Genomic DNA, 20511 nt, shown 5'->3' with positions numbered 1-20511 from the left:
TGGTATGCACTATTTCAGTGCGCACTTGCGCCATTTTGGGGCGCTATTGACCTCCTTGCAGGCTGGCACCCGTGGCCGCCAGAGGCGTCATGTCCCGAATATGCAGGTCCATCTGAGGATAAGCAATTTCGATGCCCTCCTTACGAAAGCGCTTGATGATGGCGTGATGCAGTTCGCTGATGGTGAGCAGCCGCTCCCGCAGCTGGCACACATACACCCGCAATTCGAAGGTGAGCGCGCTGTCGCCGAAGTTGAGGAAGAACACCGTGGGTTCCGGATCATCCAGCACCTGGGGGTTCTCCTGGGCCACTTCCATCAGGATCTCCTGCACCTTGTCCACATCCGAGTCGTAGCTGACGCCCACCGGGATCACCAGGCGGGTCGTGGTGTCGGAGAGGGTCCAGTTGATCAGGCGTTCGGTGATGAAGTTCTTGTTGGGTACAACCACTTCCCGGTTGTCCCAGTCCACGAGGGTGGTGGCCCGGGTGCGTATGCGGGCCACGGTACCACTGTATTCACCAATGGTGATGGTGTCGCCCACACGGATGGGGCGCTCCAGCAGCACGATCAGGCCGGAGACGAAATTGGCCACCACCTCCTGAAGGCCAAAGCCCAGACCCAGGGTGAGCGCCGCCACCATCCACTGCAGTTCGCTCCAGCGCAGGCTCAGCAGGGAAAAGACAGTGATCACCGCCACCACAGCCAGCACATAGCGCAGCAGCATGGTGGTGGTATAGCGGCCGGCGGCGTCCAGTGTGGTGCTGCGGGCCAGCAGGATCTCCACCAGCCCGGGCAGATTGCGCGCCGCCAGGGTGAAGACGACCCCCAGGAATCCGGCCAGCAGGAAATCCTGCAGGCTCACCCGACTGAGTATTTCAGCATCGCCCACGACGATGGTGCGTGACCAGAGGGTGACGCCATCCAGCCAGGTCAGCGCCGGCAGCATGTCCGACCAGGCCCAGAACAGGGCCAGGATCATCCCCGCCCCGGCGGCGGTGCGCAGCAGGGTGCGGGTCTGCTGGTTCACGTCCTCCAGGCTCAGGTGGCGCTCGGGGATATCCAGGCCGCCCTCGGCGCCGGCGATGCCGCTGCCCTCCGCGGCAGCGGCCTTGGCCCGTTGCTCTCGCATGCGGCGGATGAGCAGGCGGGTTTCGCTGAGGATCAGTGCCCGGGCGGCCAGGCTGGAGGCCAGCCACACCAGCCCCAGGACAATGACCGTATCGATGATGCGTGCCATCAGTTCGCCGACGGTGAGCAGGTATCCGGCCAGGGTCAGGGTGGCCAGGATCAGGGTGGCGGTTGCCAGGGTCATGCGCAGCAGGCGCCGGCGTCGTTCCGGGATCGGGAAAGGTGTGCCCTCGGGGGGCTGCGCCAGCAGGTTCCAGCCCAGCAGGCCCGTGATGATGACGGAGGCGAGCAGGCCCAGCCGCCCGAAGATATCGAAGACCAGCTCGCTGGGATGGGCAAAGGCCAGTGCCAGGAAGAGGATCAGCGCCAGTTGCGTGGGCAGGTACCAGGTGAGATGGCGGCGCAGGCGTTGCAGGGTCAGTTCATTCCAGCCGAAATGGGCGCGTGCCACGCCATGGGTCGATGTGAACAGCAAGACCAGGTGACCCGCCATCCACCAGATGGAGGCACTGAAGAGCATGGTGGCCAGGACCTCGACGCCGAATTCCACCTCCGGCATCAGTTCCAGGCGCAGCGAGGTGATCATCAGCAGTAACGGGATGGGGGCGGCTCGTACCAGGCTCCACCCCAGGGCCAGCAGGGTCAGTTTGATGTGATCGGTAAAGCGGTGCCGAGTCTTTTCCGCCAGCGCCCTGAGTTGACTCGGCGTGCCCCGGCCCCAGGCGTAGAGCACGCTCACCACCAGTAGGGTAAGCAGCATCTCCACCGGGCTGCCAATGGTCACTTCCCGAAGTGCCCAGCGGATTTCCCGCCATGAAGCGGGGTCCGCCAGGCTGTTGACGGCGCTGGGGGCCGCCATGGCCCAGTCCAGGCTCACTGGCGTGTGGCTGGGCCACCACAACAGGGTTTCCCTGAGGATCTGTTGCAATTCGTCCACCAGTGCCACCACGGACCGGGCACGCAGGTCCGCCTGGCGTAGCTGGTCGGCCAGGACCTCCTCCGCCTGCAGATGAACCGCCAGCGCCTCCTGCTGGATGCGTGTCAGTCCCGCCCGGGCCCGGTCGTCGGCGGCAGTGATGACCGGGGTGGGAGAGGACCGCACGGTCTGTTCCCGCAGGCTGATGCTCTTCAGTCTGGCTTGAGCCAGTTCCTGCTCAATGTCAGCCAGGGCGTAACTGATTTCGTCCAGGTCGCGCAGGCGTCGCTGCTCTTCAAGGAACAGTCCGCCCAGGGCCTCATTGAGGCCGCTGACCTCCAGACGCTCGCGTACATTCGTCAGCGTTTGTGTCAGTTCCCGCTCCAGGCGGGTGTAGCGTTCCCGGTCCGCCTGCAGTTCCCGGATGCGGGTCTGGGTGCGGGCAATCTCCTGGAAGCGGGTATTCAGGGACTGAATTTCGCCAGCAAACCGTGTACGGGCATCCGGTTCCTGGTTTACCAGGCGCCGCAGGTCGGCGCGCAGGTTGCGCAGTTCCTCCGTGGAACGCTCATTCAGTTCTCGCTGTAATTGGGTGGTGCGCAGGACCAGCCAGCGGGACTCCAGCTCCAGGGCCAATGCCTCCAGGGACAGGGTTTCCATGCGCGGAGGCAAGGTCTGGGCATCCAGTTGCGCGGCGATGATGCGGGCATCCGCCTGGCGTATCAGGGCCTGGGAAGCGGCTTCCTGTGCCTCGTTCATCTCCGCGCCATTGATCGTCTGGCCCTGATCCATGGCCTGTTGACGCTCGCGGCTCAGACGTTCCAGGGTTTCGGCTTGGCTGCGGGATTGCTCCTCCAGACGCGTCAGGGTGATTCGCTTCTGGTCCAGCTCCAGCGCGGCCTGCTGGCGTCGACGCTCCAGGGTCGTGAAGTCCTGGTCGATATCCTCAATGGTCCGCTCGGCCTCGATGGGGGTCAGGGGGGCCACCGATTGCCGGATTCGGTCCATCACATCGTTCAGCCGCTGCGGTGTGGAGCGGGCCGTGTTGGCCCGTTCCAGTGCGCCACGCACGCGGTCGGCAGCCGCCTGCTCCCGCTCCAAGGCGCTCTGCCAGAGGGCTTGTTCAGTGCCTTCCAGGCTTTCGTCCCCGGCCCGTTGAGTCAGGTGTTGCTCGGGACTCTGCTCCAGCCAGTCTTCGGCTGGCCGGGTGTCAATGGAATCAATCAAGGGGCCCAGGCGGTCGCGGCCCGCCGCCATTTCGCCCAGCAGTGCCTCTATCTCCGCCTGGGTGACCTGGGACAGGGGGGCGGGGCCTTGCGGCTCCTGGGCATGCAGGGGGAATGACAACGGCAGGATCAGACACAGGATCAGCAGGCTGGACAGGATGCGGTACATGGTCTTCCGAGGGGTTGAAAAGAGGGCGTCGCGACCCGAAGGTATCCGCGATACCGCCCGTTACATTATCTTGTCAGTTTATACACATTGCCGGTGTCGCCCATCATGAATACAGCAGAATCCACGTCTCGATCTTCCACTGCCCGCACCGTCTCGCTGGTGCTCGGTTCCGGCGGTGCCCGCGGGCTGGCGCACATCGGCGTGATTCAGGAACTGGAGGCTCAGGGCTATGAGATCCGGGCCATCGCTGGCAGTTCCATGGGGGCGCTGGTGGGCGGGATTTATGCGCTGGGGGAGCTGGATACCTATGCAGAGTGGGTCAAGGGCCTGGAGCAGTCGGATGTGCTGGGTCTGCTGGACTGGAGCTTTTCCGGGGGAGGAATCATACGGGGTGAAAAGCTCATCAAAAAGCTCAAGGAGCTGGTGGGGGAGCGCGACATCGAGCATCTGCCCATCAGCTATACGGCGGTGGCCGTGGATATCGAGCGGGGCAAGGAGCTTTGGATTTCCGATGGTTCACTGTTCGATGCCATCCGCGCCTCGATTGCCATTCCCGGGGTGTTCACGCCGCATTGCTATCGGGGGCGCACCCTGGTGGATGGGGGGCTGCTCAATCCGGTGCCGGTGGCGCCGACCCTGCGCACCCTGACGGATCTGACCATTGTGGTGGATGTGAATGGTCCTGCCTCCGAGTCCAGTTCGGAGACGGACGAGGAAGGCGCACCGGCCAATGGCAAGCAAGGGCTGCTGAGGCGGATGCGTGGCTATGTGGAATCCTTGGGTAGTGATGGCAGTCCGGAGGCTCCCGAGGGGCTGGCGGTGTCCGAGGTGTTGATGCGCTCACTGGACACCATGCAGGCGGCGCTGACGCGACAACACCTGGCCGTGTTTCGCCCGGACCTGGTGATCAGTGTGCCCAAGAATGTCTGCATGATCCATGAGTTTCACCGCGCGGGGCCGGTGATTGACCTGGGCCGGGAATTGGCTCGGGAGGCCCTGGACAGCGCCCGGAGGGCGTCTTCAGGGCCGCCATGAGGGGAGGGCACGCAGAGTCTACTTTCCCCGTTCGCCTTCCTTCGGTTCCAGCCCGTAGGGCTCCACCAGGCGCCATACATGGTCCGGGATCATGTTGTGCATGCGCTTGGGCAAGGCCCGACGCAGGTGCAGGACCGTCTCCACCGCCTTCATTTCCACCCGGGCGCGGGCGAACTCCAGGCCGCGGGGGCCGATACGCGGCATCAGGAAGGCGGCGAGGGGGCGGGCCCAGTCGGGCATGCTGCGCAGCGGCAGGCCGCCGGCGGCCCGCTCGGTGTTCTTCATGAACCCGGTCACCGGCCCCTGGCGCTTGCCGGCACTGGTGGGCGCCTTGAGGGTGACCTCGTCCCCCAAAAGGTCCAGCATCTCCTGCCCCCGGTCATTGCGAACCACCAGCCACTGCTCCCCACGTCCGGCCATGTAGCCCACCGTGATGTCCGCCAGCACATTGGTGTAGTCCACGCAGGTCTGGCAGGTGAGGGGAAAGAAGTCCCTGGGCAGCTTGGAGATGGGCAGTTTGAGGAAGGGGATGGTGCGTACCCGACCGTCGGTGAAGCGCAACTCCACATGGTAGTCGGCGCGAAATTCCAGGTAGGTGACGGTTTCCGGTTGTTCCGAGAGCAGGGTCAGAAACTCGTGAAAGTGCTCTGTCGTGGTGTTGTCGGAGCACGGGGTGCCGATCACGTAAAGTGACTCGATATCCAGTTCCTGCTGCAGGGCGCGCAGGGGGTACACCTGGCAGGGTAGACCGATGATCGCCAGTCGCTTGTAGCCTTGTGCCAGTGCCGGTTCCAGGTGTGCCAGCAGCGGGGCATAGCCCATGCGCATGCCCCGGCAGCGGGCCATGTCCTCGGCGCGGGTGACGAGCACCGGTTCCGGGCGCCAGAAATCATCGGCGGCGGGTTGCATGGTGAGTACCGCATCCACACGGCTTGTCTCCAGCAGGCGTTCGGCCAGTCGGGTGGTGATGCCCGTCCATTGGGCGCCCTTCCGCGGCGGTTGCAGCGCAGCCTGGTGCATCGCCTGATAGGGGCCGAAGAAGCCTTCGTCCTCGTGCTCCGGGTTGCGGGCACGGCCGTGCACCTGGGCCTCCATCCGGGGGTAACGGGGATGGATGAACTGGCAGGCATGGCCGCAGCGGCGCGGATCGTGGGTGCGGGTGATGCCGCAATCGGTGCACAGGTCCCGGTGAGGGAGTGCCTTGTCGGTGGGCGCATTCTGCTGCGTGGGGGACTGCAGGGGCATGGAACAGGCTCCTGATCGGTGCCGGGCGGTAACTGGAGGGGGTGAGCTTACTGCATTTCATGGGGCTTATCCCAGTTGCCACCCGCCACGATGCTGAGATGCTTACGGCAGCACCCTGTCGATACGCAGATTGACCCGGCCCTCCGGGTCCGACGGATCCACCGGGTCGCTGATGCCCTCCAGGTCGCCGCTGCGGGCCTCGGCCATGCCGCTGCGGCTGACGCGGGCGACCACTTCAATCCACTGGTACTGAGTCATGGAGGTCTGTGTGGCCATCCCCATGCCACTGCCATCCTCCAGGCTGACCTGAAGTGGGAAACGGGCGTCGGTGCGGACCACGGCCAGGGGCATGCGTGGACCGTCCACCGGACGGGCGAAGACCATGACCTGCTCATCACCGGTGAGCCGCTCGGCCAGGGCGTTGTCCAGTTCGATGTTCACTTCCAGTACCGTGGTATCACCCTGCGGGTCAGTCCCGGCCGGGGCGCTATCGGTCTGCTCCTGCTGCATGGCTGCGCCCACCTCCCGCAGTGCATCCTGCACTGCGCGGGCCGATCCGGTGTCGGGGTCCAGCAGGGTCTGGAGGTGCTCCAGATGCTCCCGGGAGCGGGTCAGTTCACCTGCCTGGAAGGCGCCGATGGCCGCCAGCCAGAGGGCATTCTGGTTGTCCGGCTGTTGTTCCAGGGCGGTGTTCAGTAGCCGGGCAGCCTGGCTGGATACACGACCGTCCTGGGCGACCACCAGGGTCTCGGCATAATCCACGTTCAGCATGGGGTCATCGCCGATGATCCCATGGGCGCGCTCGTAAGCCTGGGCGGCGTCGTCGAAGCGTTCCAGGAACCGATAGGTGCGCGCCAGGACCACCCAGCCTTCGGCATCGTCGGGCTCCTGCTCCAGACGGGCCTTGAGTTGGTCAATCATGCGCTCCACTTCATCAGGATCGTGTTGAGCCGCATCCTGACCCATCTCCGGGTTGTTGGAGGGGGCCTGTCCCATGGCAATGGTCTGGCGTGGGTCCGGCCCGGCGGGAGCCAGTTGGAAGTGGATCAGCAGGGCCAGGATGGGGATCAGGATGGCGGAGACCAGCAGCACCATGCCGCCCTGATGCTGACCGGACCCGGTGCTGGGTACCACGGGAGCCTGGGGTGCATCTTCCTCGTCCGTGATCAGATTGTCTTCCAGTTCCAGGCGCGCGGCCTCGTACTGTTCCCGGTTCATGAGTCCCGAGGCCAGTTCCTGGTCCAGTTCCGCCATGCGCTGCCGGTAGATGGTGAGGTTCAGGCCCCGGGCCTCCACTTGTGGCCCGGGCCGACGGCGCAGGAACGGCCAGATGACCAACATCATGGCCGTGAGCATGAGCAGCGCGGCCGCGATCCAAAAACCCATTGTCATACGTCTTTTCCTTCACCCAGCAGGCGTCGAGCCCGTTGGCGTGCGGCGCTGTCCACGCCGGTGGTCCCGGTGCCCTGACGGCTGCCCCGGGAGGTCAGATACAGTGCCACGAATCCCAGCCCCAGGAGCACGAAGGGTCCGATCCAGAGCAGGTAGGTGGCAGGCGAGAAAGGGGGGCGGTAGAGCACGAAGTTGCCGTATCGCGACACCATGTAGTCGATGATCTCATCGTCGCTGGAGCCGGCATGGATCTGGGTACGCAATTCCCGGCGCAGGTCCTGCGCCAGGCCGGCATCCGAGTCCGCCAGGGATTGGTTCTGGCACACGGTACAGCGCAACTCATGGAGCAGGCCGCGGTAGCGTTCTTCCAGTTCGGGCTTCTCGAAGTTCGTCGGGTCCACCCCGGCGGCCTGGACCGTCGGCGAGAACGCCAGCAGGGCCAGCAGTGGGATCAGGGGTAACCAGGTGGTCATAGGGTTTCGCTCCGCAGGCGCTCCACCAGGGGCAGCACGTCGTTCTGTATCTTGTCCCAGGTGAGTGGGCCAACGTGCTTGTAGCGGATCCGGCCCTCCCCATCGATGACAAAGGTCTCTGGCGTGCCATACACGCCCCAGTCGATGCCGACACGACCTTCCAGGTCATGGGCATTCCATACGTAGGGATTACCGAATGCCCGCAGATAGTTGAGGCCGTCCTCACGCTCATCCTTGTAGTTCAGCCCATAAATGGGCACGCCATACCGATCGGTCATGCGTGCCAGCAGTTGGTGCTCCTGACGACAGGAGACGCACCAACTGGCCCAGATATTGAGGAGCACCACCTCGCCGTTGAAATCCGCCGAGCCCACCTTGCGTGCGGGGTCTTCCAGGGCCGGCAGTTCGAAGGCCGGGACCGGCTTGTCCACCAGAGGAGAGGGCACCAAGCGCGGGTTGAGGCCCAATCCGATCAGCAGGAACAGGCCCAGCAGGAGCAGGAGCCCCATGGGCAACAGGTACATGAGTCGTTTCATGCCGAGGGGCTCCGTTGGGTGGGCTGGGGGGCCGTTTCCCGGTCATTGGCCACGCGGGCGTCTTCAGTCCGCGGGCTGGCCGGCTCGCTGGCCCGGCGTCGGGAGAAGACCCGGTAACGTCGATCGGCGGCCGCCACGAATCCTCCGAGCACAATCATCGTAGCCCCGATCCAGAGCCACATCTGGAAGGGGTTGTGATAAATCCGCAGCGACCACGTTTGGCCCGACATGGGCTCCCCCAAGGCAACCAAGATGTCGCGGGTGAAGCGGGATTGATACGCCGCCTGGGCCATGGGTTGGGTCTGCACCCGGTAGATTCGGCGCTGAGGATACAGGTCCGTGACCGGTTCACCGTCACGGGTGACGTGCACATGGGCCTCCAGGGCATCCCAGTTGGGGCCGGCCACATCGTAGACGTCCCGCAACTCATAGGTATAGCCCCCCAGTTCATGGCTCTGCCCCAGGCCCATGCGAACGTCGCGTTCCTGTTCAAAGGCCATGAGCAGGGTGATGCCCATCACCAGCACGGCAAAGCCCAGGTGACCGATGGTCATGCCCCAGTAGCTGGCGGGCAGTTTGCGCAGGGTTGTCATGGGCGTACCGCGCTGGCGCAGCCGGCTATAGAGATCCCGACCGGATGCCAGCATGACCCAGACGGCCAGGCCCACACCCAGGGTGATCATCAGCGATGTGCTGCCCATCAGGGCCAGGGGGAAGACCACGCCCACGGCCAGGGCCGCGAGCAGGGTATGCCACAGGCGCAGGGTCACCTCCCGGGCAGAGGCGCTCTTCCAGCGCAGCAGCGGCCCCAAACCTACCAGAAAGACCAACGGGAGCATCAGCGGCGCGAACACGGCGTTGAAGTAGGGAGGCCCCACGGAGATCTTGCCCATGTTCAGGGCATCCAGCAGCAGGGGATACAGCGTCCCCAGCAGCACGGCTGCCAGGGCCACCACCAGAATGACGTTGTTGGCCAGCAGGGCGCCTTCGCGGGAGATGGGCTGGAATTCGGCGTGGCTGCGCACGTTGGGGGCCCGCCATGCATACAGGGCAAAGGAGGCCCCGGTCACCGCCAGCAGCAGCGCGAGGATGTACACGCCCCGGGCGGGGTCGGTGGCAAAGGCATGCACGGAAACCAGCACCCCGGAGCGCACCAGGAACGTGCCCAGCAGGCTCAGGCAGAAGGCCATGATGGCCAGCAGCACCGTCCAGGTGCGAAAGGCCCCCCGTTTTTCCGTTACGGCCAGGGAGTGGATCAGGGCCGTGGCGGCGAGCCAGGGCATGAAGGAGGCGTTTTCCACCGGGTCCCAGAACCACCAGCCACCCCAGCCCAGGGTGTAGTAGGCCCACCAGCTGCCCAGGGCGATGCCGGTCCCCAGGAAGGCCCAGGCCACCGTGGCCCAGGGCCGGGTCCAGCGGGCCCAGGCCGCATCCAGGCGTCCGCCGATCAGGGCGGCAATGGCAATGGCGAAGGGCACGGCCAGGCCCACATAACCCATATAGAGCATGGGCGGGTGGATCACCAGACCCGGATCCTGCAGCAGCGGATTGAGGTCGCGCCCGTCAGCCGGTACCGGGAAAAGGGTTTCAAAGGGGTTGGAGGTGAACAGGGTGAAGGAGAGGATGCCCACGCTCACCAGGCCCATGACGGCCACGGTGCGTGCTGCCATGTCCGTGGGCAGCCCCTTGCTGAGCCAGGACACGGCCAGCGACCAGCCGCCCAGCATCAACGCCCAGAGCAGCAATGACCCCTCATGGCCGCCCCAGACTCCGGAGATGCGATACATCAGCGGCAGTTCGGAGTTGGAGTGGTTGGCCACGTAGGCCACCGAGAAATCGTGCGTGATGAAGGCATGGGTGAGCGCGATATAGGCGATCACCAGGAAAAGAAACTGACCGCCCACGGCCGTGTGTGCGGTGGCCATCCAGGCCGGTGTGCCCCGATGGGCGCCGATGAGGGGGATGATGCCCTGTACGGTGGCCATCAACAGGGCGAGGATGAGGGCGAGTTGTCCGATCTCCGGGATCATGATCAGTAGACCCTGTCGCCGAGATGTTCTTCGTAGCCCACGGCTTTCAGGGCGTCCGCCACCTCGGGGGCCATGTAGTTCTCGTCGTGTCGTGCCAGCACACGCTCGGCGCGGAAGATGCCATCGTTGCCCATGCGGCCGTGAGTGACCACCCCCTGACCCTCGCGGAACAGGTCCGGGAGCAGGCCGACGTACTGCACCGGGATGCTGTGGGCCGTGTCGGTGATGCTGAACTGCACGGTCAGGTCGGTATCGTTGTGCTGGAGGGAGCCTTCTTCCACCAGCCCGCCCAGGCGGATGATGCGTTCGCCCGGTGCCTCTCCCTGGGCCAGCTGCGAGGGCCCGTAGAAGTACATGAGGTTCTCGCTAAAGGCGCTCAGGGCCAGGGCCGAGGCGGTGGAAACCGCCAGCACGACGAGTAGCACCCCGGCCATTCGTCTCTTCTGTCGAGGTGTCATCGTTTTCTCCTGCCTGGGTGTATCCAGCTGATTATCATGGTGTTGCCGCTCACGGGCCCGGCTGCCCCCGGAGTGCCGGCCATAGATAGCACCAACGCGGTCGGGGTCGCAAGCAAACGGGCGCTTGCCATTTCTATCCGTATTGAAGACAACCTGGATCGTGTCAGGTTCGATGGTGTGGAGTCATCCATGTGATCCAGATCAGAAACCCGGTGCCTGCGTGGCGGGACGGATGGACCGCGGCGGGCGTGTACGCTGCCGGGTCCGCTGGTAACATGGGCCTGTGGATCATCTGGAGCGCCGTCATGGCTGAGCATCACTGGGGGTCATCCCTGGAATCCAATCGGGTGGCTGGTAGCCGACTCGAGTTGCTGTTGTTTCAGCTTCAGGGCCAACAGCTCTACGGCATCAATATCTTCAAGGTGCAGGAAGTCATTCCCTACCAGCCACTCTCCCATCTGGCGGGTGCGCATCCTCTGGTGAAGGGGATTGCCACCCTCAGGGGCATTACCATGCCCGTCATGGATCTTTCGCTGGCCATTGGTGGCCCGCCCCTCAAGGCGCCGGAGGAGGGTTACATCATCATCACCGAGTACAACCGCTCGGTGCATGGCTTCCTGATCCGTCGCGTGGAACGCATCATGAATACCCAGTGGGGTCAGGTTCAGCCACCGCCTCGGGCCACGGGTCGCAATGCCTTCGTCACTGCCATCACCCTGCTGGACGATCGCATCGTGGAGATCCTGGACGTGGAAAAGGTGCTGGATCAGGTGGTGCACGCCAGCACCCAGGTGTCGGCGGATCTGAGTGATGGTTTTCGTGCCGAGGACTGTAAGGTCCTGGTGGTGGATGACTCCACGGTGGCCCGTAATCAGATCCGTGCCGCGCTGGAACAACTCGGCGTACAGTGCACCCTGGTGACCGATGGCAAGCACGCCATCGACCTGATCGAGCGCATGCAGGCCGAGGGGGTGGATGTGGCCCGGGAATTCATCATGATGGTGTCCGATATCGAGATGCCGGAAGTGGATGGTTATCAACTCACCACCCGGGTTCGCGAGGACGCCCGCCTCAAGGATCTCTACATCCTGTTGCATTCGTCCATCAGCGGGGTCTTCAACGTGGACATGGTGCGCCGAACCGGGGCGGACAAGTTCGTTCAGAAATACCACCCGGATGATCTGGCTGAAGCCGTGCGTGAGCGCATGCAACAATTGGGGCAGTGGCCATCATGAGTGATGCGGCTGCCGCGCCGGCCCACACGCCGGGCACGCTCACCCCGCATCCTTTTCCCGCCCATTGCCTGGAAGTGGACAGTTTGGTGCTGGAGCGTGGAGAGCGCCTGCTTTTCAACGGTCTGACGTTCTGCCTGGACGCCGGCGAACTGCTGCAGGTGGCTGGCCGCAACGGGGCCGGCAAGACCAGCCTGCTGCGGGTGCTGTGCGGGCTCACCCGCCCCATGGACGGGGACATGACCTGGGATGGCGTGCCGGTGCGGCGCCTGGATGATGGCCCCGGCGGCCACCTGGCCTACCTGGGGCATCACAACGCCCTCAAGGATGAACTCAGCGCCGAGGAAAACATCCAAAGCCAGTGCCGTCTGCATGGCTGTCCACAAACGCCCGAGGCGGTATTCTCCATGCTGGATGAACTGGGTCTGGGCGGGCATGCCGACCTGCCCGTGAAGCTGCTGTCCCAGGGGCAGAAGCGGCGCGTGGCTCTGGCCCGATTGCTGTTGCTGAGACGACCCCTGTGGATTCTTGATGAACCCTTTGCGGCGCTGGACGTTCAAGTGATCGAGGTGCTCAGACAGGCCCTGGAAGCCCATCTGGCAGCCCGGGGCATGATTATTCTCACGACCCATCAGGTTGTCCCCGTGCGCGGTCCCCAGCGCACCCTGACCCTGGGGGACGGTGCATGATGGCGCTGCTGCGAGCCCTGCTGGCCCTGTTGCAGCGGGACCTGCTGCTGGCGGTGCGTCGTCGCCAGGATGCGCTGGTGGTGCTGGGATTCTTTGTGGTGGTGGTGTCACTGTTTCCGCTGGGGGTGGGGCCGGATCCGCAATTGCTGCGCAGCATGGCCCCCGGGGTGCTCTGGGTATCCGCCCTGCTGGCCACCATGCTTTCTCTGGAGCGCCTGTTCGCCGATGACTTCCGCGATGGGTCCCTGGAACAGCTTTTGCTGACGCCGCAGCCCCTGCCGTTGCTGGTGCTGATGAAGATCCTTGCCCACTGGCTGGTCACCGGCCTGCCGCTGGTGCTGATCTCGCCCCTGCTGGGCATGCAGCTGAATCTGGATGGCGCCGAGATCGTCGTGCTGATGACGGCCCTGTTGCTGGGTACGCCCATTCTCAGCCTGGTGGGTGCCATCGGTGCGGGGCTCACCCTGGGTTTGCGGGGAGGCGGTGTGCTGATCTCGCTGCTGATCCTGCCCCTTTATGTACCGGCACTGATCATGGGGTCGGGGGCTGTGGATGCGGTCATGTATGGGTCGAGCCCCGAGGCTCACCTGTCGCTGTTGGCCGCCTTGCTTATTTTCACCCTGTTGTTGGCGCCCTGGGCCATTGCCGCGGCGCTGCGCATCATGCTGGATTGATTGGAGGAAGGCCGTGGCTCAACCGCGTGTGCAGTGGTTCAAGTTCTCCTCACCGCCAAACTTTTACGACCTGTCGGGGCGCCTGATCCCCTGGTTTGGGGGGCTGGCAGTGGTCCTGTTCATCACGGGTTTGTACACCGGTTTCGTGGTCGCTCCACCGGACTATCAGCAGGGGGACAGTTACCGCATCATGTTCATCCATGTGCCGGCGGCCTGGATGTCCATGTTCCTCTACGTGCTCATGGCGGTGTATGCGGCCATCGGCCTCATCTGGCGGGTGAAGACCGCCGAGGTGATGGCCAAGGCCATCGCCCCCACGGGGGCCCTGTTCACCTTTCTGGCCCTGTGGTCGGGGGCCCTGTGGGGCAAGCCCACCTGGGGAGCCTACTGGGTGTGGGACGCCCGCCTCACCTCGGAGTTGATCCTGCTGTTTCTGTATCTGGGGTATATGGCGCTGCATGGGGCCATCGAGGACCGGCAGCGGGCCGCCAATGCCAGCGCAGTGCTCGCCCTGGCCGGGGTGGTCAACGTCCCCATCATCTATTTCTCGGTGAAGTGGTGGAATACCTTGCACCAGGGGGCCTCCATTACCGTGACCAGTTCACCCACCATGGAAACCGTGATGTTGACGGCGCTCCTGCTGATGACGTTTGCCTGCTGGATGTATTCCATTGCGGTGGTGCTGTGGCGGGCCCGGCTGGAATTACTGGAACGTGAGCGTCGCACCAAATGGGTGCTGGAACGCATGGGGGGCAAGGCATGATGGAATTTCTCGCCATGGGGGGCCATGGGTTGTTCGTCTGGGGCTCCTACGGGGTCACCCTGCTGGTGCTGCTGGGAGAGATGATCTGGCTGCGCCGCCGGCGCCTTGCCCTGCGTCGCCAGTTGGCGCGCCTGGCAAGGCTCCAGGGGGATTCACCCTCGTAGGCCGCCCCGCCCGGGCGCGTCTACTCCTCCTGGGTGAAGCGCGGTGCCTCGAAGCGCAGGGCCTGCAATTCCGGATCATGCCCCGAATCATCATGGCAGGCCTGGCAGGTATCGAAGTTCTCCATCATGCCCGTATGCTGGGCAAAGAACTCGGGTTCATTGGCCTCCACTTCGCTGGTCATGTGGCAGTCGGTGCAGTTGTCGCTGGTCTTCTCCGGGTACAGCCGTGACGGTGGATCGTTGTGGGGGTTGTTCTGGCCGGTGAACATCAGATAGACCTTGCGCACCCCATGCAGCTTGTCGGTCACCAGGCCCTTTGTATGGCAATCCAGGCAGTCGTTGAAGAAGTGGTCACCGTGGTCCCAGGAGACCTTTTCATAGGCATGGCAGGTGATGCAGAACGCGTTTTGCTTGGATACATGGTGGCCCCCCACGCCTCCGCCGACCAGCAGCGCCAGAACGACGACCACGATGGTGATGATCCAGAACCTGCCCATGACGAACTCCTTGGTCTTCGATAAAGAGGTTAACCCATACGTGCTGATTCCCCTGAAGACTGTAGCAGAATGCGACGAAATTCGGGTTGCAGCACAGGGGAAGTCTCCTCAATATCCGCACATAGGGGCAGAATCACCCAGCTCATTTTCCTGGGAGGCGATAAGGGATGAACAATCTACTGGAGCGCTTATCGGTGTTGATAGTGGATGATTTCCACGCGATGCGCTCCAATCTTTCAGGGATGCTGGTATCCATGGGGGCGCGTCAGGAGCCGGATGTGGCGGCCAATGCCCAGGATGCCCTGAGCCAGTTGCGTGCTCACCACTACGACATCATCCTGTGCGACTACAACCTGGGCGGCGGCATGGATGGCCAGCAGTTGCTCGAAACGGCTCGCCGCGAGGGGCGCGTGGGTGTGGGCACGGCCTTTTTGATGATCACCGCCGAGAACACGGCGGAGATGGTCATGGCCGCACTGGAGAGCGGTCCCGATGCCTATCTGGCCAAGCCCATCACCAAGGATCTGCTGGCCGTCCGACTGCTCCGGGTGCTGCGCCGCCGCCTTCCCTTGAGGCCGGTGGCCGAGGCGCTTTCACGGCAGGATCAGTCCGGTGCTCGCCATCTCCTGCGGGACATGCTGGAGACGGGGCGCGGGCAGCGAGCCGATGTGCTGCGTCTGCAGGCGGTTCTGGCTCTGGAGGACGGCGATGCGGACAGCGTGGAGGAGGCGGCTCGCGCGGCCCTGGAGGAGCAGGAGGTGGCCTGGGCCCATGTGGCCTTGGGGCAGGCACAAGAGATCCGTGGTCACGACGACAGGGCGGAGGCCTGTTTTCGCAAGGCCCTGGAGGTGACGCCCCACTTCATGTCCGCTCACGATTGTCTGGCCGGCGCACTGGAACGCCAGGGGCACAGGCAGGAGGCCTTCAAGGTGCTGATCGGGGCCGTGGCGCGCTCTGCTCGTTCCCTCGCGCGTCAACGTCACCTGGGGCGTCTGTCCATGGAGCTTCAGCACTGGGATCAGGCTGCGTCCTCCTGGAAGCAGGCTGTGCAGCTGGGCCAGTCTCAGGGTATGGGGCATCCCTCCGACCCTGTCTGGCTGGCCCACGCGCTGGCCCAGCATGGCCAGGCACGCGCGGCGGCGACGTGTCTTAAACAGATGCGCATCGACTGGAGGGGGCATGATGAGTTTCCCTGGTGGGAGCGGGTGGGGCTGATTCTGGTATGCGGTGAACTGGAACTGGATCAGGCTGCCATCCTGGACGCCCTGGATGTCCAGCTTTCCCGTGGGCAGCCGTCCGCTGCGGTCCGGTCTGCATTGATCCAGGCCCTGTCCCATCTGGGAGAGGTGGAACGGGCCGAGATGCTGCATCAGGAGAACCTCTGATGGTCTTGCTCCCGTGGAAACGGTTAGGATGACGGCAAACGCAACAGGGGGGAGGATGTGAGTCGACTGGATTTCAGCGCGGTGCTGGCCATCAGCATCCATGACATGAAGAATTCGCTCAATATGGTGCTCAATTCCCTCGACGCCCTGTTGGAGGATCATTCGGGTGATTCCATCCAGTGCGATCCCGCCCGTCTCACCCAGCTCCGGTACGAGGCACGGCGGGTCAACGATGCCCTGATTCAGCTGCTCACCCTCTACCGGAACGACAAAGGGGGCTTCACGCCCCGTTTTGCCCCAGTGATGATCCAGGAACTGCTGGAAGACTACTGGTTGAGCAACAAACCCCTCATGGATCACCGGGGGGTGAGCTGCCAGCTCCATTGCGATCCGGATCTGATCTGGGTGATGGATCGCGGCCTGGTGAGTAGCCTGCTGGAAAATGTCATCAACAATACCATCCGCTACACTCAGGATAAGCTGTCCATCTCGGCGTGTCAGGAATGGGGTTGGCTGGTCCTGCAGGTGGATGACAACGGTCCTGGCTATCCCGAAGCCATGCTGGGGCGTCGGTCGCTGGAGGATCAGGGTGATTTTGACCCCACGGAGGGGCGCACCGGGCTGGGACTGTATTTCTGCGCCCTGGTGGCCGACATGCATGCCGACGAGACGCGCCGGGGCTATGTGGAGTTGTCCAACCGGGGTAACCTGGGCGGCGGCTGTTTCACCCTGCGTCTTCCGGAAGTGCTGACCTGAGAGCCCGTTATGTACGACGCCTCCTTCACTGATCGACTCACCGAACTGGCCCGTTTCGTGGAGACCACGAAATCACTTGAGGAGGGGCTGGATCAACTCAGCACATTGGTGGCCCATGCCATGACCTGCCACCACTGCTCCATCATGCTGGTCAGCAGGAATGAGGGCGAGGAGCGGCCGCATCTCAGGGTGGAGGCCCATTGCGGACGCCTCACCGAGGAGGCCCGTCAGCACACGCAGCCCCTGGGAGACGGCATCGCCGGACGGGTGGCCAGTTCCGGCGAGCCCCTGCTGATCCAGGATCTGCATCATTCTCCTTATGCGCCGCTGGCCCGTCGTGGCGAGTCAGGCACCGTGGATGTGATCTCGGTGCCGGTGATCCTGGAAGATCAGGTGATCGGCGTGATCAATGTGGACAGCCCCATCGGCCGAGAGCGTCTGGATGCCTCGGATCTGCGCCTGGCCAGCATTCTGGCCCTGGTGGTGTCCAAGTCGGTGCACATTCATCGTCTTCAGGGCCTGCTCAAGACCCATTTCATGCAACTGACCCTGGCTCGCGAGGCCCGCCGCACCGGACGCATGACCCATGATCCGGAGAAGGTGGCGCGTTTGATGGCCCACACCCTTTATGACGAGATGATCGACGCGGGTTTTGCCCGGGATCATGTGCTGATGGTGGCCACCGAGATCCTCTCACAGGTCCATGATGCCCTGAGCAAGACCTGACCCGGTGCGCAAGGCAGGGGCGTGGCGGGTATAATCCCTCGCCCCTTTCATCATCGGTCACTTCATGTTCAAGAACGCCAGACTCTTCCGCCTGCAGGAACCCCTGAGCCTTTCTGCCGCCGAACTCGAAGACAAGCTCGCCGAACACCGCTTCAAGCCCTGCGGCCCGCTCACCCTGTCCACCATGGGCTGGACCGAACCCCTGGGGAACGACACCCAGGCACTGGTGCACGGTGCGGCCGGCTGCTTGCTGATCTGCGCTCGGCGTCAGGAGCGCCTGCTGCCCTCTTCGGTGGTGGCTGAGATGCTGGAAGAGCGGGTGACCGAGATCGAGGCGGGCGAGGCGCGCACCGTGGGGCGTGCCGAACGCAAGCAGTTGCGCGAGGCCATCACTGCCGAACTGCTCCCCCAGGCCTTCACCCGGTCACGCCGCCTGATGGCCTACGTGGATACCGTTGCCGGCTGGCTGGTGGTGGATGCGGCCAGCGAGCGTCTGGCGGATGACCTGGTCAGCCTGCTGCGGGAGACCCTGGGCAGCCTGCCCGCGGCCCTGCCGCAACCCGCCAATCCCCCGGCCTCACTGATGACTCGCTGGGTCTCCCAGGGTCACGGCGATGAAGGCTTTGAACTGGGCGATGCCTGCGAGCTGCGCGACCCCAAGGATACCCAGTCGGTGGTCCGTTGCCGGGGGCAGGATCTCGCCGGTGAGGAGATCGCCAAGCATCTGGAGGCAGGCAAGCAGGTGGTTCAACTGGCTCTGGACTGGACTGAGCGCCTGAATTTTGTGCTGGCGGATGATTTGTCCATCAAGCGCCTGCGCATGGCGGACGAGTTGATCGAGGAGGGCGGCGTGGCCGAGGCAGAGGATGCCGTGGCCCGAATGGATGCCGAATTCACCCTGCTGGGTCACGAGATGCGGGGGCTGATCCAGCGGCTGGAGGTGGTTTTTGAGTTGCCTCAGCCGGTGTCTTCCGAGGCGGTGCCCTGGTAGGTGATTGAGGGGCGCGTCGCCCCGCGCCCCTCTCCCACAAGCGGGGGGCGGCTATGACTCCGAGCCCGTCGCCCCCGGCATTGGCATCTTTTCCCCCGACTCATCCAGATTCACGAATGTGACGCAGGTGGAGAAGATCGGCTCTTCCTGGCCGCTCTCCAGGTCATCGGCAAAGGCGCTTACTGCGTATTGCACCGAGGTTCTCCCCCGGCTGTGCTCATGGGAGTGGAAGCGCAGCACCGTCCCCTGATGCACCCCCTTGTGGAATTCCACGCTGTTCATGGCCACCGTCACGAACCGGCAACCCGGGTGGTCACGGCTGGCGGCAATCCAGGCGATCTCGTCCACCCACTTGAGCAGAAACCCACCGAAGAGATAACCGTAGTGGTTCAGGTGTTCCGGTCTGACCAGCTTGAACGTGTCCAAGGCGGACTCCTTTCATGTTCTTGAGTGAAAAGGGGACGGATGCCCCCGATTGATGCGGTTAACGTGAAAGAAACAAGGTTCAGCTATAGAAGCTCCCTTCTCCCCTCGGGGGAGAAGGGCCGGGGATGAGGGGGAGGCAGGCACCGTGCCAGCCCTTGTCCCTCACCCCAACCCCTCTCCCCGCAGGGGAGAGGGGCTTGGATTGTGTCTTTCATGATTGGGGGTGCCTCACCATCGCGATGCATGACAGTTAACCCAGGATACGCCAGCCGGCCCAGACCAGGGAGAAGGCGATCAGGAAGAACAGCCCCACCCAGGCCAGGCCCAGCAGCACGGGGCCGGGCCGCGCTGCCGCTGGCATGTGCGCATCGGTGACCACCCGCAGGGTCAGCCAGGCCAGAATCGGGGCCGACAGGAAGGAAATGGTGGTGGCCAGATCCACAAAGGTGGTGAAGCGCTCACCGGCCAGGTGGATCAGGGTCAGGGCGCCGCCGAGGACCACCACCAGGGAGAGCACATAGGGCCAGCGATGGTTGTCCGGCGGGCCCGGCACCACACCCCGCTCATCGGCCCGAGCCGCCTGGATCAGGGCGGTGATCACCCTGGGATAGGCATCGGTCACCGCCAGGGTGGTGCTGAACATGGTGGTCAGGGCGGCCACGGCAATGAGCGGTCGGCTCCATTCGCCCAGGGCGCCGGCATACAGGTCCACCAATTGAGCCGCAAAGCCCACCGCCGAGTCGGCAAGCCCCTGCCCGCTGCCGTGCAGGGTCAGGGCCCCCAGCAGCAGGAAGGCCAGGGCCAGCAGGGTGGCGGCCGTGAAGCCGATGCGAAAATCCGTCAGTGACTGCCCCAGGGAGGGGCGGGTGCCGGTCTCCCGGGAACGTTCCAGGGTCCACAAGGAATGCCAGACGGCAACATCCAGGGGAATGGGCATCCAGCCCAGCAGGGCCAGCAGGAAGGCCACGCCGGCGGCGCTCCAGACCTGCGGGGCCTGCGCGATGCCGGAGAGGGTGGACCAGTCCGGCGCCTCGCCGAAGGCCAGGGCCACGGTGGCCAGGGTGGAGAGGGTCAGGGCACCCATGATCACCTTCATGCCCAGATCGACGCCTCGGTAGTTGCCGATGCCAAGCAGTATCAGACAGCCCCCCATGATCCAGGCCGACAGGGTGGCTGGTGAGGCCTCCATCCCGAAGACCACGCCGAACAGCCCTGCTGTCACCACGGTGACCACTGCCTGGATGATGAACATCGTGCCCAGCGTGACCAGGGCAAACAATGCCAGGGCCCAGCGTCCGAGGCGCCGGTAGCCGATCAGCAGGTTTTCGCCGGTGGCGGCGGCGTAGCGGGGGCCGAACTCCAGGAAAGGGTATTTGAAGAGACAGGCCAGCAGCACCACCGGCAGCAACAGCAGGCCATACTCGGCGCCGGCGCGGGTGGATTGCACCAAGTGCGAGACGCCAATGGCGGCCCCGGCCATGAGCAGTCCCGGTCCGATGGCATGGCGCAACAGACCCGGGCGGAGTGTGTGGTTCATGGGGTGGCCTCCGGAGCGGGCCGGCCAGCGCGGTGATCTTGGGCGGCAATCAACATGGGCGCG

At 64.3% G+C, this 20511-nt stretch carries 20 protein-coding genes; 10 read left to right on the top strand and 10 right to left on the bottom strand.

The genetic code is table 11. The features are described 5' to 3' along the window. Positions 1 to 43: 43 nt before the first annotated feature. Entirely contained in the window at positions 44 to 3439 is a 3396-nt protein-coding gene (locus tag BMY52_RS11575; RefSeq protein ID WP_090254559.1) for a mechanosensitive ion channel domain-containing protein, read from the bottom strand. Positions 3440 to 3544: 105 nt separating this feature from the next. On the opposite strand from BMY52_RS11575, the gene BMY52_RS11570 reads away from it, so the two are divergent. After that, positions 3545 to 4474, top strand: a complete 930-nt coding sequence (locus BMY52_RS11570) for a patatin-like phospholipase family protein (protein WP_090254557.1) — start codon at positions 3545 to 3547, stop codon at positions 4472 to 4474. 18 nt (positions 4475 to 4492) lie between these two features. On the opposite strand, the gene BMY52_RS11565 is transcribed toward BMY52_RS11570, so the two are convergent. The 6 genes from BMY52_RS11565 to ccmE all read right to left on the bottom strand — a co-directional run bounded on the left by BMY52_RS11565 (position 4493) and on the right by ccmE (position 10608). Beyond that, positions 4493 to 5719, bottom strand: a complete 1227-nt coding sequence (locus tag BMY52_RS11565) for a Coenzyme F420 hydrogenase/dehydrogenase, beta subunit C-terminal domain (RefSeq protein WP_090254555.1) — start codon at positions 5717 to 5719, stop codon at positions 4493 to 4495. Between the two features lie 102 nt (positions 5720 to 5821). After that, positions 5822 to 7111: a c-type cytochrome biogenesis protein CcmI gene (ccmI, locus tag BMY52_RS11560; protein ID WP_090254554.1), complete on the bottom strand. Its 1290-nt coding sequence runs from the start codon at positions 7109 to 7111 to the stop codon at positions 5822 to 5824. Continuing rightward, on the bottom strand, positions 7108 to 7584 hold the full coding sequence (locus tag BMY52_RS11555; protein WP_090254551.1) for a cytochrome c-type biogenesis protein: 477 nt from the start codon (positions 7582 to 7584) through the stop codon (positions 7108 to 7110). The genes ccmI and BMY52_RS11555 overlap by 4 nt, the downstream gene beginning before the upstream one ends. Continuing rightward, positions 7581 to 8120 carry a DsbE family thiol:disulfide interchange protein gene (locus BMY52_RS11550; protein WP_090254549.1) on the bottom strand — a complete coding sequence of 180 codons (540 nt, stop codon included), beginning with the start codon at positions 8118 to 8120 and terminating at the stop codon, positions 7581 to 7583. The genes BMY52_RS11555 and BMY52_RS11550 overlap by 4 nt, the downstream gene beginning before the upstream one ends. Further along, entirely contained in the window at positions 8117 to 10150 is a 2034-nt protein-coding gene (locus BMY52_RS11545; RefSeq protein WP_090254548.1) for a heme lyase CcmF/NrfE family subunit, read from the bottom strand. The genes BMY52_RS11550 and BMY52_RS11545 overlap by 4 nt, the downstream gene beginning before the upstream one ends. 2 nt (positions 10151 to 10152) lie before the next feature. After that, positions 10153 to 10608 (bottom strand): cytochrome c maturation protein CcmE, encoded by a 456-nt coding sequence (ccmE, locus tag BMY52_RS11540; protein WP_090254545.1) that lies wholly within the window; start codon positions 10606 to 10608, stop codon positions 10153 to 10155. A gap of 191 nt (positions 10609 to 10799) precedes the next feature. Between ccmE and BMY52_RS11535 the strand changes: the two genes are divergently transcribed. Genes BMY52_RS11535 through ccmD form a run of 5 tightly spaced genes read left to right on the top strand, consistent with a single transcriptional unit; the run spans position 10800 to position 14130 of the window. Next, positions 10800 to 11843 (top strand): chemotaxis protein, encoded by a 1044-nt coding sequence (locus BMY52_RS11535; RefSeq protein ID WP_245740810.1) that lies wholly within the window; start codon positions 10800 to 10802, stop codon positions 11841 to 11843. After that, positions 11840 to 12529 (top strand): cytochrome c biogenesis heme-transporting ATPase CcmA, encoded by a 690-nt coding sequence (gene ccmA / locus BMY52_RS11530; protein WP_090254592.1) that lies wholly within the window; start codon positions 11840 to 11842, stop codon positions 12527 to 12529. The genes BMY52_RS11535 and ccmA overlap by 4 nt, the downstream gene beginning before the upstream one ends. After that, positions 12526 to 13203 carry a heme exporter protein CcmB gene (ccmB, locus tag BMY52_RS11525; RefSeq protein WP_425429234.1) on the top strand — a complete coding sequence of 226 codons (678 nt, stop codon included), beginning with the start codon at positions 12526 to 12528 and terminating at the stop codon, positions 13201 to 13203. The genes ccmA and ccmB overlap by 4 nt, the downstream gene beginning before the upstream one ends. 13 nt (positions 13204 to 13216) lie before the next feature. After that, positions 13217 to 13966, top strand: coding sequence for a heme ABC transporter permease (locus BMY52_RS11520; protein ID WP_177169944.1), 750 nt, complete (start codon positions 13217 to 13219; stop codon positions 13964 to 13966). Next, the gene (gene ccmD, locus BMY52_RS11515; protein ID WP_090254540.1) at positions 13963 to 14130 is read left to right on the top strand and encodes a heme exporter protein CcmD; all 168 of its coding nucleotides are present in this window, start codon (positions 13963 to 13965) and stop codon (positions 14128 to 14130) included. The genes BMY52_RS11520 and ccmD overlap by 4 nt, the downstream gene beginning before the upstream one ends. Positions 14131 to 14150: 20 nt before the next feature. Here ccmD and BMY52_RS11510 read toward each other — a convergent pair whose 3' ends face one another. Continuing rightward, positions 14151 to 14627 (bottom strand): NapC/NirT family cytochrome c, encoded by a 477-nt coding sequence (locus BMY52_RS11510; RefSeq protein WP_090254538.1) that lies wholly within the window; start codon positions 14625 to 14627, stop codon positions 14151 to 14153. A 167-nt stretch (positions 14628 to 14794) separates the two neighbouring features. On the opposite strand from BMY52_RS11510, the gene BMY52_RS11505 reads away from it, so the two are divergent. From BMY52_RS11505 to BMY52_RS11490, 4 genes are all read left to right on the top strand, one after another. Further along, positions 14795 to 16012, top strand: a complete 1218-nt coding sequence (locus tag BMY52_RS11505; protein WP_090254537.1) for a response regulator — start codon at positions 14795 to 14797, stop codon at positions 16010 to 16012. 57 nt (positions 16013 to 16069) lie between these two features. Further along, the gene (locus tag BMY52_RS11500; protein WP_090254535.1) at positions 16070 to 16768 is read left to right on the top strand and encodes a sensor histidine kinase; all 699 of its coding nucleotides are present in this window, start codon (positions 16070 to 16072) and stop codon (positions 16766 to 16768) included. Positions 16769 to 16777: 9 nt separating this feature from the next. Then, positions 16778 to 17494: a GAF domain-containing protein gene (locus tag BMY52_RS11495; RefSeq protein ID WP_090254533.1), complete on the top strand. Its 717-nt coding sequence runs from the start codon at positions 16778 to 16780 to the stop codon at positions 17492 to 17494. Between the two features lie 64 nt (positions 17495 to 17558). After that, positions 17559 to 18485 carry a recombination-associated protein RdgC gene (locus tag BMY52_RS11490; protein WP_090254531.1) on the top strand — a complete coding sequence of 309 codons (927 nt, stop codon included), beginning with the start codon at positions 17559 to 17561 and terminating at the stop codon, positions 18483 to 18485. A 51-nt stretch (positions 18486 to 18536) separates the two neighbouring features. Here the strand turns inward: BMY52_RS11490 and BMY52_RS11485 are convergent, their stop codons facing one another. Further along, the gene (locus BMY52_RS11485) at positions 18537 to 18911 is read right to left on the bottom strand and encodes an acyl-CoA thioesterase (RefSeq protein ID WP_090254530.1); all 375 of its coding nucleotides are present in this window, start codon (positions 18909 to 18911) and stop codon (positions 18537 to 18539) included. A gap of 250 nt (positions 18912 to 19161) precedes the next feature. Further along, positions 19162 to 20448, bottom strand: a complete 1287-nt coding sequence (locus BMY52_RS11480; RefSeq protein ID WP_090254528.1) for an NRAMP family divalent metal transporter — start codon at positions 20446 to 20448, stop codon at positions 19162 to 19164. Between the last annotated feature and the right edge of the window lie 63 nt (positions 20449 to 20511).

This window comes from Ectothiorhodospira marina (assembly GCF_900109495.1).
GTDB classification, from domain to species: Bacteria; Pseudomonadota; Gammaproteobacteria; order Ectothiorhodospirales; family Ectothiorhodospiraceae; genus Ectothiorhodospira; species Ectothiorhodospira marina.
Note: the sequence above shows the minus strand (reverse complement) of the source record. Positions and strands in the feature narration are given on the sequence as shown.

Coding starts and splice junctions, on each gene's coding strand:
- ccmE (WP_090254545.1), bottom strand. CDS start 10,608: ATGACACCTCGACAGAAGAGACGAATGGCCGGGGTGCTACTCGTCGTG.
- BMY52_RS11545 (WP_090254548.1), bottom strand. CDS start 10,150: ATGATCCCGGAGATCGGACAACTCGCCCTCATCCTCGCCCTGTTGATG.
- BMY52_RS11505 (WP_090254537.1), top strand. CDS start 14,795: ATGAACAATCTACTGGAGCGCTTATCGGTGTTGATAGTGGATGATTTC.
- ccmD (WP_090254540.1), top strand. CDS start 13,963: ATGATGGAATTTCTCGCCATGGGGGGCCATGGGTTGTTCGTCTGGGGC.
- ccmA (WP_090254592.1), top strand. CDS start 11,840: ATGAGTGATGCGGCTGCCGCGCCGGCCCACACGCCGGGCACGCTCACC.
- BMY52_RS11555 (WP_090254551.1), bottom strand. CDS start 7,584: ATGACCACCTGGTTACCCCTGATCCCACTGCTGGCCCTGCTGGCGTTC.
- BMY52_RS11570 (WP_090254557.1), top strand. CDS start 3,545: ATGAATACAGCAGAATCCACGTCTCGATCTTCCACTGCCCGCACCGTC.
- BMY52_RS11510 (WP_090254538.1), bottom strand. CDS start 14,627: ATGGGCAGGTTCTGGATCATCACCATCGTGGTCGTCGTTCTGGCGCTG.
- BMY52_RS11565 (WP_090254555.1), bottom strand. CDS start 5,719: ATGCCCCTGCAGTCCCCCACGCAGCAGAATGCGCCCACCGACAAGGCA.
- BMY52_RS11490 (WP_090254531.1), top strand. CDS start 17,559: ATGTTCAAGAACGCCAGACTCTTCCGCCTGCAGGAACCCCTGAGCCTT.
- ccmB (WP_425429234.1), top strand. CDS start 12,526: ATGATGGCGCTGCTGCGAGCCCTGCTGGCCCTGTTGCAGCGGGACCTG.
- BMY52_RS11550 (WP_090254549.1), bottom strand. CDS start 8,120: ATGAAACGACTCATGTACCTGTTGCCCATGGGGCTCCTGCTCCTGCTG.
- ccmI (WP_090254554.1), bottom strand. CDS start 7,111: ATGACAATGGGTTTTTGGATCGCGGCCGCGCTGCTCATGCTCACGGCC.
- BMY52_RS11575 (WP_090254559.1), bottom strand. CDS start 3,439: ATGTACCGCATCCTGTCCAGCCTGCTGATCCTGTGTCTGATCCTGCCG.
- BMY52_RS11495 (WP_090254533.1), top strand. CDS start 16,778: ATGTACGACGCCTCCTTCACTGATCGACTCACCGAACTGGCCCGTTTC.
- BMY52_RS11480 (WP_090254528.1), bottom strand. CDS start 20,448: ATGAACCACACACTCCGCCCGGGTCTGTTGCGCCATGCCATCGGACCG.